Annotated in this window: 15 protein-coding genes and 1 tRNA gene; 8 read left to right on the top strand and 8 right to left on the bottom strand. The window is 73.4% G+C overall.

The window, feature by feature from the left end; translation table 11 throughout:
• Positions 1-30 precede the first annotated feature (30 nt).
• From HNR21_RS11845 to HNR21_RS11820, 6 genes are all read left to right on the top strand, one after another.
• Positions 31-1,008, top strand: coding sequence for an aldo/keto reductase (locus HNR21_RS11845; RefSeq protein ID WP_182705234.1), 978 nt, complete (start codon positions 31-33; stop codon positions 1,006-1,008).
• 93 nt (positions 1,009-1,101) lie between these two features.
• Positions 1,102-1,974: an RNA polymerase sigma factor SigJ gene (gene sigJ, locus HNR21_RS11840; RefSeq protein ID WP_182705233.1), complete on the top strand. Its 873-nt coding sequence runs from the start codon at positions 1,102-1,104 to the stop codon at positions 1,972-1,974.
• A gap of 67 nt (positions 1,975-2,041) precedes the next feature.
• Positions 2,042-3,208 carry an NAD(P)/FAD-dependent oxidoreductase gene (locus tag HNR21_RS11835; protein WP_182705232.1) on the top strand — a complete coding sequence of 389 codons (1,167 nt, stop codon included), beginning with the start codon at positions 2,042-2,044 and terminating at the stop codon, positions 3,206-3,208.
• Positions 3,209-3,536: 328 nt separating this feature from the next.
• Positions 3,537-4,130, top strand: a complete 594-nt coding sequence (locus HNR21_RS11830; protein WP_182705231.1) for a sulfite oxidase-like oxidoreductase — start codon at positions 3,537-3,539, stop codon at positions 4,128-4,130.
• The gene (locus tag HNR21_RS11825) at positions 4,100-4,858 is read left to right on the top strand and encodes a ferredoxin reductase (protein ID WP_182705230.1); all 759 of its coding nucleotides are present in this window, start codon (positions 4,100-4,102) and stop codon (positions 4,856-4,858) included. Before HNR21_RS11830 ends, HNR21_RS11825 begins: the two co-directional genes overlap by 31 nt.
• Entirely contained in the window at positions 4,855-5,133 is a 279-nt protein-coding gene (locus tag HNR21_RS11820) for a DUF6510 family protein (protein WP_182705229.1), read from the top strand. The genes HNR21_RS11825 and HNR21_RS11820 overlap by 4 nt, the downstream gene beginning before the upstream one ends.
• A 358-nt stretch (positions 5,134-5,491) precedes the next feature.
• Here HNR21_RS11820 and HNR21_RS11815 read toward each other — a convergent pair whose 3' ends face one another.
• The 8 genes from HNR21_RS11815 to galU form a co-directional block, all read right to left on the bottom strand.
• Positions 5,492-5,704 (bottom strand): hypothetical protein, encoded by a 213-nt coding sequence (locus tag HNR21_RS11815; protein ID WP_182705228.1) that lies wholly within the window; start codon positions 5,702-5,704, stop codon positions 5,492-5,494.
• Positions 5,705-5,923: 219 nt separating this feature from the next.
• Positions 5,924-5,997: transfer RNA gene (locus tag HNR21_RS11810), tRNA-Ala, on the bottom strand.
• Positions 5,998-6,070: 73 nt separating this feature from the next.
• A complete protein-coding gene (gene sepX, locus HNR21_RS11805) occupies positions 6,071-6,637 on the bottom strand; it encodes a divisome protein SepX/GlpR (RefSeq protein ID WP_182705227.1) in 567 nt (188 codons plus the stop codon).
• 173 nt (positions 6,638-6,810) lie between these two features.
• Positions 6,811-7,449, bottom strand: coding sequence for a GNAT family N-acetyltransferase (locus HNR21_RS11800; RefSeq protein ID WP_233358940.1), 639 nt, complete (start codon positions 7,447-7,449; stop codon positions 6,811-6,813).
• A gap of 36 nt (positions 7,450-7,485) precedes the next feature.
• Entirely contained in the window at positions 7,486-7,986 is a 501-nt protein-coding gene (locus tag HNR21_RS11795) for a MogA/MoaB family molybdenum cofactor biosynthesis protein (protein WP_182705226.1), read from the bottom strand.
• Positions 7,983-8,456, bottom strand: a complete 474-nt coding sequence (gene moaC, locus HNR21_RS11790) for a cyclic pyranopterin monophosphate synthase MoaC (protein ID WP_119727212.1) — start codon at positions 8,454-8,456, stop codon at positions 7,983-7,985. The genes HNR21_RS11795 and moaC overlap by 4 nt, the downstream gene beginning before the upstream one ends.
• Positions 8,457-8,466: 10 nt before the next feature.
• Complete coding sequence (gene glp / locus HNR21_RS11785; RefSeq protein WP_182708606.1) at positions 8,467-9,657, bottom strand: molybdotransferase-like divisome protein Glp; 1,191 nt, start codon at positions 9,655-9,657, stop codon at positions 8,467-8,469.
• Positions 9,658-9,662: 5 nt separating this feature from the next.
• Complete coding sequence (gene galU, locus HNR21_RS11780) at positions 9,663-10,568, bottom strand: UTP--glucose-1-phosphate uridylyltransferase GalU (RefSeq protein WP_182705225.1); 906 nt, start codon at positions 10,566-10,568, stop codon at positions 9,663-9,665.
• 34 nt (positions 10,569-10,602) lie between these two features.
• Between galU and HNR21_RS11775 the strand changes: the two genes are divergently transcribed.
• Together HNR21_RS11775 and HNR21_RS11770 are read left to right on the top strand one after the other, a co-directional pair.
• Positions 10,603-11,214 (top strand): 5-formyltetrahydrofolate cyclo-ligase, encoded by a 612-nt coding sequence (locus HNR21_RS11775; protein WP_182705224.1) that lies wholly within the window; start codon positions 10,603-10,605, stop codon positions 11,212-11,214.
• A 77-nt stretch (positions 11,215-11,291) separates the two neighbouring features.
• A complete protein-coding gene (locus tag HNR21_RS11770) occupies positions 11,292-12,287 on the top strand; it encodes a 2-hydroxyacid dehydrogenase (protein WP_182705223.1) in 996 nt (331 codons plus the stop codon).
• Positions 12,288-12,351 lie beyond the last annotated feature (64 nt).

Genomic DNA, 12,351 nt, shown 5'->3' with positions numbered 1-12,351 from the left:
GGTCCGCTCGGCGCGCGACATAATCCGGACATGGAGCAACGGCATATCGGACGGCTGAACCGCCGGGTTTCGGTTGTGGGACTCGGCACCTGGCAACTGGGCGCGGACTGGGGACAGGTCGAGGAGAGGGACGCGCTGGCCGTCCTGGAGGCGGCGGTGGAGACGGGGGTGACCTTCCTCGACACCGCCGACGTCTACGGCGACGGGCGCAGCGAACGGATCATCGGCCGGTTCCTGCGGGACCACCCGGGGCTGTTCGTCGCCACCAAGATGGGGCGGCGGATGCCGCAGGTCCCCGAGAACTACACCCTGGACAACTTCCGGGCCTGGACGGACCGGTCGCGCGGGAACCTGGGCGTTGACCGGCTCGACCTGGTGCAGCTCCACTGCCCGCCGACCCCGGTGTTCTCCTCCGACGCGGTGTTCGACGCGCTGGACACCCTGGTGGAGGAGGAGCGCATCGCCGCGTACGGCGTCAGCGTGGAGACCTGCGACCAGGCGCTGACCGCCATCGCCCGGCCGGGCACCGCCACCGTGCAGATCATCCTCAACGCGTTCCGCCAGAAGCCGCTGGAGCGGGTGCTGCCCGCCGCGGCCGAGGCCGGGGTGGGGATCATCGCCCGGGTGCCGCTGGCCTCGGGACTGCTGTCGGGCCGCTACCGCCACGACACCGCGTTCGGGCCGGACGACCACCGCACCTTCAACCGGCACGGCGAGGCGTTCGACGTGGGCGAGACGTTCTCCGGCGTCGACTACGACACCGGCGTGGAGGCCGCCCGGGAGTTCTCCGCCCTGGCCCTGCCGGGCGCCACCCCGGCCCAGACGGCGCTGCGCTGGATCATCCAGCAACCCGGCGTGAGCACCGTCATCCCCGGCGCCCGCACCCCCGAGCAGGCCCGCGCCAACGGCGCCGCCGCCGAGCTGCCACCACTGCCCGAGGACACCCTCGCCGGGATCCGCGAACTGTACGACCGCAGGATCCGCCCCCTGGTCCACCACCGCTGGTGACCCCGACCCGGCCGGGGACCGTTCGGGGCAGGAGATCGTTCTGCCTAGGATCGGCGGTCGAGCACTGATCCGCAGGGGGCGGGAGGCCGAGGGGTGGAGCTGACCGGCGCGTTGGCGGAGGCCGACTGGGAATCGCATCGCCCCGCGGTCTTCGGGGCGGCCTACCGGATCCTCGGCACCGTGGCCGAGGCCGAGGACGTGACGCAGGAGGTCTGGTTGCGCGCCGTCGCGGCCGACCTGTCCGAGGTGCGGGATCTGCGGGCCTGGCTGGTGACCCTGGCCGCCCGGACGTCCTACAACGTGCTGAAGTCGGCGCGCGTCCGGCGCGAGTCCTATGTCGGCCCCTGGCTGCCCGAACCGCTGCCGACCGGGCCCGACGCCGCCGACCGGGTGCTCATGGACGAGTCGGTGAGCACCGCGATGCTGGTGGTCATGGAGACGCTCACCCCCGCCGAACGCGTCGCGCTGGTGCTGCACGACGTCTTCGACTTCCCGTTCGGCCGGATCGCCGAGGTGCTCGGCGGCACGCCCGCCGCCAGCCGCAAGCTCGCCTCCCGCGCGCGGGCGCGGGTCGCCGCGGTCAAGGAGCGGCCCCGGGCGTCCAGGGCCGAGACCGAGCGCCTGCTCAAGGCGTTCAAGGCGGCCGCCGACGCGGGGGACGTGGCCGGGCTCGTCAGGCTGCTGCACCCCGAGGCCGTCTATGTCGCCGACGGCGGCGACAAGGCGATCGCCGCGCGCAGGCCGGTCCGGGGCGCCGAGCCGATCGCCCTGCTGATGGTCAGGCTGATCGAGATCAGGCGGCCCGACGCGTTCCAGCTCATCGAGGTGAACGGGCAGCCGGCGCTGGCCACCTACTGTGGCGGCGAGCTGGTCTGGCTCGACACCGTGGAGATCGCCGACGGGCGGATCACGGCGCTGCGGAGACTGGTCAATCCCGACAAGCTCGCCCGCATCGGTCACATCTGAACCCGCCGTCTTGTCTCCCTGCCGAACCCCCCGATCCCCGGGGGCGAGACTGGAAGAGGACGAGACGATGGCGCACGTTGTGATCGTCGGAGGCGGTTTCGCGGGCGTGTGGAGCGCGGCGGGAGCGGCGCTGGCACGCCGGCGGGCGGGCGGGGACGCGGACCTGCGCGTCACGCTCATCGCGCCGAACGAGCACCTGGTGCTGCGGCCGCGCCTGTACGAGCCGGAGCCGGACCTGGCCAAGGTGGAGCTCGGCAGGATCCTGGAGCCGATCGGCGCCCGGCACCTGCGGGCCTCGGTGAGCACGATCGACACCGGCCGCCGCGTGGTGGTGGCAGACGGTGAGGAGATCGGCTATGACCGCCTGGTGCTGGCGGCGGGCAGCAGGCTCGTTCCCCCTCAGGGCCTGCCCGGCGCCGAACGGCTCTTCGACATCGACACCCTGGACGGGGCCCGGCGGCTCACCGACCATCTGCGCGACCGGGAGGAATACTCCGTCGTGGTCGTCGGCGCCGGGTTCGTCGGCCTGGAGGCCGCGACCGAACTGGCCGCCCGGGGCCGGGTACTGCTGGTGGATCAGGCCGCGGTGGTCGGAGAACCGCTCGGCCCGGGCCCGCGCAAGGAGATCGAGGCGGCGCTGGACGAGCTGGGCGTCGAACGCCGCCTCCAGACGACGGTGACGGAGGTCGGCGACGGATACGCCGTCCTGTCCGACGGCACCAGGGTCGAGGCGGACGCGGTGGTCTGGTCCGTGGGGATGCGGGCCAGCGAGCTCACCCGGCAGGTCTCCGACGAGCTCGACCACCTCGGCCGGGTGCCGGTGGACCGGCGGCTGCGCGCCCTTCCCGAGGTGTTCGTCGCCGGGGACACCGCCGCGGCGCCGTTCGACGCCGAGCACACGGTCATGCAGGCCTGCCAGCACGCCACCCCGATGGGCAAGGTCGCCGGGTACAACGCGGCGGCCGACCTGCTCGGCGTGCCGCTGCGCGACTTCACCCCCGCCCCGTACGTCACCTGCCTGGACCTGGGCGGCGCCGGTGCGATCTTCACCCGGGGCTGGGACCGCAGGGTGATGGCCTCGGGCGCCGAGGCCAAGGAGGTCAAGAAGCTGATCAACCAGTACATCCACCCGCCGGTCGACGACGCCCAGCAGATCCTCGCCGCCGCCGACCACGTCTACACCGAGCTCCCCTTCTTCCCCCTCGACGAGGAGAAGACCGCCCCCGCCGCATGAACCCCGCACCCGGGACGCGGCGGCCCACCGGCCGCCGCGTTCCCCGACTCCCGCACGGCCACCCCAACACGGTGCCGGATGAAGAGGCCGGGCAGTGGATCTCCGGCACCGAGACCAGCCTTCACCTCCGAGGAACCAGGCGGTCACCGCCCGGCTGATCGTGCGGCCTCCTCCCCGCCCGATCGAACCCGTCGGCCGAAACACCGCCGGGACCGGCCTTGTGGGAGGTATGCGCGTGCGGCCACGGCGGCTTCAGGGGCGGTAGTTACGATGGGTGACGGACCGACCATACGCGCGCCGCTTCGGCGGACGAAGGGGGTGAGGTCCCATGGGCATCGTCTCGCCCGGGTTCTCCGGTCGCCGCCGGGCCGCCGACCTGCCGCCGGGCCAGTACCTGACCGAGGACTTCCCCGTGTTGTCCGCCGGGCCGACCCCGCAGGTGCGGCTGGAGGACTGGAGCCTCACCGTCACCACGGAGACCGGGCAGGAGCACCGGTGGACGTGGGAGGAGTTCCGCGCGCTGCCGACCGAGCAGCCGACCGTGGACCTGCACTGCGTCACGCGTTGGTCCAAGCTCGGCACACGCTGGGAGGGCGTCTCGCTGGACACCCTGCTGGCGGACGTGGAGACCACCGCCGACTACGCGCTCGCCCATTCCTACGGCGGCTACACCACGAACATGCCGCTCGAGGACCTGCTCGACGGAAGGGCCTGGATCGCGTTCCGGTTCGACGGCGAGGCGCTCACGCCGGAACACGGAGGCCCGGCACGGCTGCTCGTCCCGCATCTGTACCTGTGGAAGAGCGCCAAGTGGGTCCGCGGCATCACGCTGCTCCACCAGGACCAGCCGGGATTCTGGGAGACCGCCGGCTACCACGACTACGGAGACCCATGGCGCGAGCAGCGGTACTGGGGCGACTGACCTGGCGGGTCGGGACGGTGCGCGCCGTGCGGGACGAGACCCCGACAGCGCGCACGCTGGTCCTCGACGTCCCCGGCTGGCCGGGACACGAGGCCGGCCAGCACGTGGACGTCCGGCTCACCGCGGCGGACGGTTACACGGCCGTCCGGTCCTACTCCCTGGCGAACGCCCCGGACGCCGACCGGGTGGAGCTGACCGTGCAGCAGGTCCCGGACGGCGAGGTCTCCCCGTACCTCACGCAGGCGCTCGCGGTCGGCGACCCGCTGGAGATCCGCGGACCGGTCGGCGGCTGGTTCGTCTGGCGGCCCGACCAGCCCGAGCCGGTCCAGCTCGTGGCCGGCGGTTCGGGCATCGTTCCGCTGATGGCGATGGTCCGGGCGCACGGAACAAGCGGCGGCAGGGCGCCCATGCGGCTGCTCTACTCCGTCCGGGACCCCGCGTCGGCGCTGTACCGGGCGGAGCTGGCGGACCGCGCGGCGTCCGACGGCGGACCGGAGGTGACCTACGCGTACACCCGGGCTGCTCCCCCGGGCTGGCCGCGTACCCCAGGCCGGATCGACGCGGACCTGCTGGCCGCGGCGACATGGCCGCCCGAGGCCGGGCCCTCCTGCTATGTGTGCGGGCCGACCGGCTTCGTGGAACGGGTGGCGGACCTGCTCGTCGCGGCCGGGCACGAGCCCACCCGGATCAGGACCGAACGCTTCGGACCGAGCGGAGGATCCCCATGAACACCGAGACGCCTGCCCACCTGGACGGGAACGCGGCCGCGGGAGCGCTGCGCGAAGTGTTCGCGGTCGACCTCACCACGGCCGCCGGACGGTGCGAGAACTGCGGCCGTACGGCGGTGCTCGCCGAGGCGCGGCTGTACACGCGGGCGCCCGGCCTGGTCGGCCGGTGTCCGGGGTGTGAGGCCGTCCTCTTCCGAGTCGTCCGCGGCCCCGATCGCACCTGGCTCGATCTGCGGGGCCTGACGTGCATCGAGGTGAGCACCCCGGACGCGTGAGAACCCCCGGCGGCCGACCCTGACCCACGGGCCAGCTCATGATCTCCGCATCCGTACGCCTGGAACGTTCGGTTTCCACGGTCGGCAGGCCGCCGCCCTGGTCAGACGTACGGTGATGATCGCTCGGGCACACCGCCGCGCGGGTGCGCCGCCGTACTTCTCCGCTGTACGGCAGTCCCCGCGGATCGCCTGGTCAGGGCGTGGTGTCCTCGCCGTTCAGGACGCGGGTGAACCACTCCAGCGACCCGGTGTTGAGCGCCTCCTCGGCCAGCCGCTTGGCGGACGCGGTCCGGAGCTGGGCGAGCCTTGAGCAGCCCGATCTCGTACAGGAACCCTGTCAGCCGCTCCAGCTCGCGCGTCATGCTCGCCCTTCTCTCACCGGCCGTCCGCCATACGTGACCGTCGAGGACTTCTTCCACTTCCCCGCGTCCAGCACCCGGCCGGCGCGTTCGCGCAGCCTGCCGACCGTGCCGGGCTCGACGTGGACCAGGGGCGGCCGATACTGGAGCAGCGCCCACACGGTGTGGGCGACGACGTCCAGATAGACGTCATGAGCCTCCGGCTTGTCCACCAGACGCGACGGCAGCCTGGTGCCTCTCCATGACCGCGTGGGCAACTCCACCATGAACGTGTCGGCGGCCTGGGGGTCCGCGCAACTTCAACCGCAGCTTCGCCATGGCCTGCGATCGGGCGGGCGCTGCGCAAGCTGGGCGAGCGGTTCGCCTGACGGCGTGGCCGTGCGGAGACCACGAAGGGCGGTTCCGGGATCGGAACCGCCCTTCGTCCCGGGTGGAGCTGAGGGGATTTGAACCCCTGACCCCCTCGATGCGAACGAGGTGCGCTACCGGACTGCGCTACAGCCCCGAGGACGCAGCAAGATTAGCAAACTTCGGGGGTGGTTCGCGCATCGGTACCCGGCGGAGCGCGGAGGAGGGGGTCAGTCGCCCACGGCGCGGCGGTCTTCGGCGTACTGGTCGAAGACGTCCTGGTCGGTGGCCGGGGTGAGTTCGATGACCTCGGCCTGGGGGGCGGGGGGCTCGGCGGCGCGGCGGGCGGCGGCCGCGGCGCGGGCCTGGGCCTGGGCCTGGCGGCGGGCGGCGTCGATGCCGGCGGCCACGCGGAGGAGGGCCAGGTGGGCGAGGAAGAGGACGGCCGCGGGGAGAGCGGTCCACCAGGGGGCCTGGCGGGTGGCGACGAGGGTGACGGAGGCCAGCAGGAAGAGGGTGAGGCCGAAGGTGCGGCGGCGGCGCCGGGCGATGACGGCGGCGCGGGTGGAACGGCGGCGCCGGCGCGGGGACGGGGGCGCCGGGTGACGGTGCTCGACGACGGTGTCGCCCTCGTCGGCGACGGGGTCCTCGGCCTCGCCGGGCTCCTCCAGGGCGAGTTCCTCGGTGAGGTCGGGGTGCTTGGCGAGGACGCGGGAGGCGTCGCGGCGGAGCCACATGGGAACGAGGACGACGGCCCAGACCGCGACGATGGCGAGGTAGAGGAGGGTGCTGCTCAAGGACCCTCCCCGAGCGCACGCCGAGGACGGGGGCTGACTCTCGGCGCGCGCATGTTCACGTCCCGCACGGTAGGACCCGGTGTCAGCGGTTGACGAGCATTAGGGGCGGTGTGTCGCCAGATCGTGACCCGGGTTACCCGCCGTTTACCGCGGCTTTCTGCGGCGAAGGAATCCTACGCGCCGGAAGAGGGACGCGGAAATGCCTGCTTGGCGCCCGCGCGCCAGCGGGAACGCAGCCCGCCCGGCACGTCTTCCACGGTCAGCGCGTAACAGATGTGGTCACGCCAGGCGCCGTCGATGTGCAGATGGCGGCGGCGAATTCCCTCTTCCCGGAAGCCGAGCTTTTCCACCACGCGACGGCTGGCGGTGTTCTCGGGACGGATATTGGCCTCCACCCGGTGCAGGCCCACGGTGAAGAAACAGTGGTCCACGGCCATCGCGACGGCGGTGGGGATGACGCCGCGGCCTGCGACGGCGCGGTCCACCCAGTAACCGATCTGCGCCGATCTGGCCGAGCCCCAGACGATGGCGCCGATGGTGAGCTGGCCGACGAACCGGCCCTCGTAGGTGACCACCCACGGCAGCGCCAGCCCCTGCCGGGCCTCCCGGCGCATCAGGTGCACCATGCTGATGTACGGCCCGAGCCCGGTGCGGAACAGGGGCGTCTCCGGGTTGGTCGGTTCCCACGGCCGCAGCCAGTCCGCATTGCGCACGCGGGTGTCCCGCCAGGCCGCGGCGTCCCGCATCCGCAATGGACGCAGCCCGACCGGGCCCTCCGTCAAGGTGACCGGCCAACCCCGCAAGCGCTCCACGTTCTCATAATCCCCCGCGGGGCCGCGGTGACGCCATCACTCGGCGCCGGGAACACCGTCCGGCCGGGGATGGTCGCCGCCGCGGATCTGCTCGACCGCATGCCCGAGCACGGGCCCGAGCACCGCCATTCCGTCGCGGACGCCCCCGGTGGATCCGGGGAGGTTGACGATGAGGGTGCGCCCGGCGATCCCGGCGATCCCGCGGGACAGGATCGCGGCGGGCACCTTGTCGCGGCCCTGCAGCCGGATGGCCTCGGCGATCCCGGGGACCTCCCGTTCGATGACGCGGCGGGTCATCTCGGGGGTCAGGTCGGTGGGGGTCAGGCCGGTGCCGCCGGTGGTGACGACGACGTCGTAGCCGCGCGCGACGGCGTCGGCCAGCGCCGCGGCGACCGGCTCGCCGTCCGGGACGACCACCGGCCCGTCGACCTCGCAGCCCGCGTCGGCGAGCAGGCCGGCCAGGACGGGCCCGGAACGGTCGGGGTAGATCCCGGCAGCCGCCCGGTTGGAGGCGGTGACCACCAGCGCCCGGATCATGCGGGCCTGCGCCAGACGCCGGTCTTGCCGCCGGTCTTCTCCTCGACCCGCACGTCGGTGACGACGGCCGCCGGGTCGAGCGCCTTGACCATGTCGATCAGCGCGAGCCCGGCGACGGCGACGCAGGTCAGCGCCTCCATCTCGACGCCGGTGCGGTCGGCGGTGCGCACCAGCGCCGTGATCGCCACGCCGTCGTCCCGTACCTCCAGGTCGACCCGGACGCCGTGGATCGCGATCGGGTGGCACAGCGGCACCAGGTCGGGGGTGCGCTTGGCGGCCTGGATCCCGGCGATCCGCGCCACCGCCAGCGCGTCGCCCTTGGGCACGTCCCCGGAACGCAGCGCGGCCACGCACTCGGCCGACAGCCGGACGAACCCGGTGGCGGTGGCGGTGCGCACCGACACGTCCTTGGCCGACACGTCGACCATGCGGGCGTGGCCCGACTCGTCCAGGTGGGAGAACTGTGTCATCGCTCCCCCATCATGGCAGCCGCCAGATCTCGACCTCTTCCCCGGCCGCCATGTGCTCGCGCTCCTCGGGCACCACGATCAGCGCGTCGGCGGCGGCCAGCGCGCCCATCTGGTGCGACCCCTGCGCCGAGGCCGGGGTGACCGCGCCGCCGCCGGTCAGCCGTCCGCGCAGGTAGTGCCGCAGGCCGCGCGGTGATCTCACCGGCTCGGCGAGGACGGCGGTCCCGGCCGAGGGCGGCTCGGGCGGCAGCCCCTGCATCGCCCGCAGCGCCGGCCGCACGAACACCTGGAACGACACGTACGCGCTGACCGGGTTGCCGGGCAGCGTGAAGACCGGCACCCCGTCCAGCAGGCCGAACCCCTGCGGCTTGCCCGGCCGCATCGCGACCTTGGTGAACGTCAGCGTCCCGGCCAGCGCCTCCTTGACCACATCCCGGGCGCCCATCGACACCCCGCCGGTGGTGATCACCGCGTCGGCCCGGGTGAGCTGCTCGCGCAGCGCCGCCAGCACCTTCTCCGGCGCGTCCACCAGGGCCGAATGCCGGAACCCGACCCCGCCGGCCTCGTGCACCGCCGCGGTGATCATGAAGCTGTTGGAGTCCCAGATCTGGCCGGGCGCCAGCGGCGAGCCGGGTTCGCGCAGTTCGTCGCCGGTGGACAGCACCACGACCCGCGGCCGGGGCCGTACCCGCACCCGGGCACGGCCGACGGCCGCGAGCATGCCGATCTGGGGCGCGCCCAGCCGCACGCCCGGCTCCAGCACGACCTGGCCCTCCGCCACGTCCTCGCCGGCGCGGCGGATGTAGTGCCCGGGCGGCACCGAACGGTCGATCCGCACCGACACGATCCCGCCGTCGGTCCACTCGACGGGGACGACCGCGTCGGCCCCGGCCGGGACGGGCGCGCCCGTCATGATGCGGGTGCACATGCCCGAGGCGATCGCCGAGACCCCGGTGTCGCCGGCCGCCACGTCACCGACCACCGGCAACGTGACCGGGGTCTGCTCGGTGGCGCCCGCCACGTCCGCCGCGACGACCGCGTACCCGTCCATCGCGGAGTTGTCGAACGGCGGGAGCGGGACGGGCGCGGCCACCGGCTCGGCCAGGATCGTGCCCTCCGCCTCCAGCAGCGCCAGGTCCAGCGGGGTCAGCGGCCGGACCGCGGCGAGGATGGCGGCCAGGTGCTCGTCGACCGTGCGCACCGGACTCACGCGCCGTGCTTGTTGACGAACTCGCGCAGCCAGGGCATGAACTCCGGCGCCAGGTCGGGGCGCTCGGAGGCGAACTGCACCAGGGTGCGCAGGTACTCCAGCTTGTTGCCGGTGTCGTAGCGGCGCCCGCGGAACAGCACCCCGTGCACGCCGCCGCCCTGCTCGGCGGGCATCCCGGCCAGGGTGCGCAGCGCGTCGGTGAGCTGGATCTCGCCGCCGCGGCCCGGCGGGGTCTCCTCCAGCACGGCGAACACGGCCGGGTCGCAGATGTAGCGGCCGATGATGATCCACCGGCTCGGGGCGTCCTCGGGGGCGGGCTTCTCCACCAGGTCGGTGATGCGGACGACGTCGTCCTCCTCGGTGGGCTCGATCGCCGCGCAGCCGTACGCCGACACCTGGTCCGGCTCGACCTCCATCAGCGCCACGACACTGCCGCCGTGCCGCCGCCGGACCTCGATCATGCGGGTGAGCAGCGGGTCCCGCTCGTCGATCATGTCGTCGCCGAGCAGCACCGCGAACGGCTCGTTCCCCACGTGGGCGCGGGCGCAGGAGACCGCGTGGCCCAGCCCCTTGGGGTCGCCCTGCCGCACGTAGTGGATGTTGGCCAGCTCGCTGGACTCGCGGACGGCCGCCAGGCGCTCGGTGTCGCCCTTGGCGTCCAGCGCCTCCTCCAGCTCGTACACCCGGTCGAAGTGATCCTCGATGGAGCGCTTGCTGCGTCCTGTGATCATCAACACGTCGGTGAGCCCGGCCGCGACCGCCTCCTCGACCACGTACTGGATCGCCGGCTTGTCGACGATCGGCAGCATCTCCTTGGGGGTGGCCTTGGTGGCGGGCAAGAATCGGGTACCGAGACCGGCCGCCGGCACGACCGCCTTCGACACAGGTTTCATCTCAGTCATGGACAGACCCTAACCACTCCGTGAGGACGCACACGTGCAGGACGCCGACTCGAAACACACCGTTCGCAAAAGGCTGCTGGCGGCCCGGGCCGGCATGGACGCGGGCGCGCGCTCGGCCGCCGGGCGCGCCGTCCGGGACGCCCTGCTCGGCCTTCCCGAACTGGAGATGGCCGCCTCGGTGGCGGCCTACGCGTCGTTCGGGAGCGAGCCCGACACCCACGGCCTGATCTTCGCATTGTGGAAGCGGGGGACGTACGTCCTGCTGCCCCGGCTGCTGCCGGACGGGGACCTGGACTGGGCGTCGTACGAGGGTCCCGACTCGCTGGCCCCGCGCGGCCCGATGCAGGGCAACGGCGGGTCGGGGGCGCTGGGGATGCTGGAGCCGACCGAGCCGCCCCGGGGCCCGGAGGCGATCAGGGCCGCCGACGTGATCCTCGTTCCGGCGCTGGCGGTGGACCGCACCGGGATGCGGCTGGGGCGGGGCGGCGGCTCGTACGACCGTGCGCTGGCGCGGGTGGGGCCGCAGATCCTGACGATCGGGCTGGTGTACGACGACGAGCTGGTGGACTCCCTCCCCGCCGAGCCGCACGACCAGCGGCTGCGCGCCGCCGTCACCCCGTCCCGGGGTCTGGTCCGTTTCTCCTGACCCCGTGGCCCCGCCCGTGCCGGGGACGGCGGCGGACGGGTTAACCTCCCGGGCACGAGCCGGCAGGGAGGTAAGGGATGAACGACGGGCGTCCGTGGCGGTTGGCGGCGCTGCCCCCGCTCGGGGAGGAGATCATCCGGGGGATGTTCGCGCCCCTGGGCGACGCCGTGGAGGTGATCGTCCCCAAGAGCCGGGACGAGGCGGGGCTGCACGCGGCGCTGGCCGACGCGGAGCTGGTGGTGGGCGACTTCACCGGGGCGCTGGCCATGGACGCGGCGGCGGTGCGGGCGGCGCCCCGGCTGGCGTTCGTGCAGATGCCGCAGGTCGGGGTGGACAGCTGCGACCTGGACGCGCTGACGGCGGCGGGGGTGCCGGTGGCCAACACGGCGGGGGCCAACGCACGTTCGGTGGCCGAGTGGGCGGTGGGCGCGGCGTTCGCGCTGTGCCGGCACCTGGCGTGGGGCGACCGGCGGATGCGGGAGGGCGCCTGGTCGCAGTCGGAGCTGCTGGCCCGCGGCACCCGGGAGATCCGTTCGCTGCGGGTCGGGGTGCTGGGGTACGGGGCGATCGGGGCGGAGGCGGCCGGGCTGTTCGCGGCGCTGGGCTGCCCGGTGTCGTACTGGAGCAGGCGCCGGCGGCCCGAGGCCGTGGCGGAGTACCGCGAGCTGGACGACCTGCTGGCGACCTCGGACGTCCTGGTCCTGGCGCTGCCGCTGACGCCGGAGACGGCCGGGCTGCTCGGGCCGCGGCGGCTGGCCATGCTGCCGCGGGGCGCGCTGCTGATCAATGTGGCGCGGGGCGGGATCGCCCCGGACGACGCGGTGCTGGCGGCGCTGGAGTCGGGGCGGCTGGGCGGCGCGGCGCTGGACGTGTTCGAGAGCGAGCCGCCGCCGGCCGACCATCCGCTGCGCCGGAACGAGAACGTCCTGCTGTCCCCGCACGCCGCCGGCGCGACCCGGGAGGCCCAGTTCGGCATCGTCCGGGTGGTGCAGGACAACATCACCGCGGTGGTGGAGGGACGGCCGGTGCGGAACGTGGTCAACGGGGTGGACGCCCGGATCCGACGGCGCTGAAACCCTCAAGAGTTAACCAGATTTGCGTGGTCCCACCCCCTTTTCTGTAGGCTCACTACACCGA

The sequence above is a fragment of the Thermomonospora cellulosilytica genome (assembly GCF_014138835.1).
Classification (GTDB): domain Bacteria; phylum Actinomycetota; class Actinomycetes; order Streptosporangiales; family Streptosporangiaceae; genus Thermomonospora; species Thermomonospora amylolytica.
The sequence above is the reverse complement of the archived record's forward strand: the minus strand, read 5'-3'. Positions and strand labels throughout refer to the sequence as shown.